Raw genomic sequence first — 1,339 nt, 5'->3', positions numbered from 1 at the left:
GGCAGGCCCGCCGCCTCGATCAGCGCGAGACCGAGCGCCGGATCGCTCGCCAGGACCCGGGCCTGCGCGGCCCCGATGCGCGGCGCGCAGGCCTCGAGGGCCGAGGCCGCGGTCAGCACCCGCCCCGGCGCCACCGCGAGACCGGTCGCGGCGGGCGGCGCGCCGGCCCGCGGGGCCGACGGCAGGGCGGATTGGGGGTCGGGCTGAGCGGGCACCTGGGCGGCGGGCGGCCTGACGGCGGCCTGCGGGCCGGGCTTGGGCGGTTCTTCTCCCGGCACCTCGGTCGGTGCGTCCGGGAAGGGCACGAAGCTGTTGGCGACGGCGATGACCAGCCGATCGACCTCGGGTGCGAGGCGGCTGTCGTAGCCGAAGGCGAAGCCCCGCACGCCCGCCGGCCCCGCGGCGTAGCGGATGTAGGAGCGGCCGGTCGCGGTCTCCCCCGTCACCACGATGAAGTCCGGCCGCTTCAGCTTGTAGGTCACGCGCCGCTCCGGCGTCGGCGCCGTGGCGCGCTCGAACAGGCTGTCGAGGGTGGCCGCCTCCGGCGGAAAGGCGCGCGTCTCCAGGGTCACGCGGCCGTCCGCGCTCTGCCAGCGCGTGCCGGCGGGGACCGGGCCGGGCAGGGGCGTGCGCTTCGCGAGCAGGCGCTCGGGCACGCCGAGGCTCACGCCGCTCGCCGGATCGGTCCGCACGCCGAAGCGGGCCGCGCGCCGGGCCGCCTCGCCCGCCGCCAGGATCGCCTGGCGGGCCCCCGGGTCGAACGGGTCGCGGGGGTCTCCGGTGCGGGTCCGGTAGGCGGTCAGCCCCTCGTAGGTGCGCCGGCCGAACGTGCCGCTGACCACGCTGTTGTAGTCGCCGGTCCAGACGAGGGCGTCCTGCAGCGCCCGCCGCTCGGCCTCGGGCAGCGCCTCGAAACGCGCCCGCATCGCCTCGACGGCGGGGTCGGCCGCCGGTGAGGGCGGGCGCTGCGCCGGCTGCGCGGCGACCGCCGCCGGGACCGCGAGGGCGGCGAGGAGTACGGCGGCGCGAAGCCGGATGCGCGGCATGGTTCCGGGTCCCGATCCTCTGGCTCGGGCGAACTTGGCAGCGGGCTGGGGGGAAGGCCAGCCCGAATTGAGAAGCCGGTCCGCCGGGGCTGCGTCCGGGGCGCCCGGCCCTCCACGACGATTGCGGCCCGGCGGCGAAGTGCTACGGTCCGGCCCGCGCCGCCGGATTGGCGCGGCGCGGGTGACGCAGGCAGCCGCGGAGCAGGTCATGGCGCGTTCGTCGAGGCTCCGGCACGGATGGGCCCTGCTCGCGGGCGCCCTCGCCCTGGCCGCACCCGTCTGCGTATCCGTGT

General features: G+C 78.3%; 1 protein-coding gene. It reads right to left on the bottom strand.

Annotated elements, in window-relative coordinates:
- The coding region (locus AX737_RS25175) for a peptidoglycan-binding protein (protein WP_066926172.1) at positions 1-1,046 on the bottom strand (1,046 nt) is incomplete at its 3' end.
- Positions 1,047-1,339 lie beyond the last annotated feature (293 nt).

Origin of the sequence: Methylobacterium sp. CCH5-D2 (assembly GCF_001556475.1) — a bacterium.
Lineage (GTDB): Bacteria > Pseudomonadota > Alphaproteobacteria > Rhizobiales > Beijerinckiaceae > Methylobacterium > Methylobacterium hispanicum.
The sequence above is the reverse complement of the archived record's forward strand: the minus strand, read 5'-3'. Positions and strand labels throughout refer to the sequence as shown.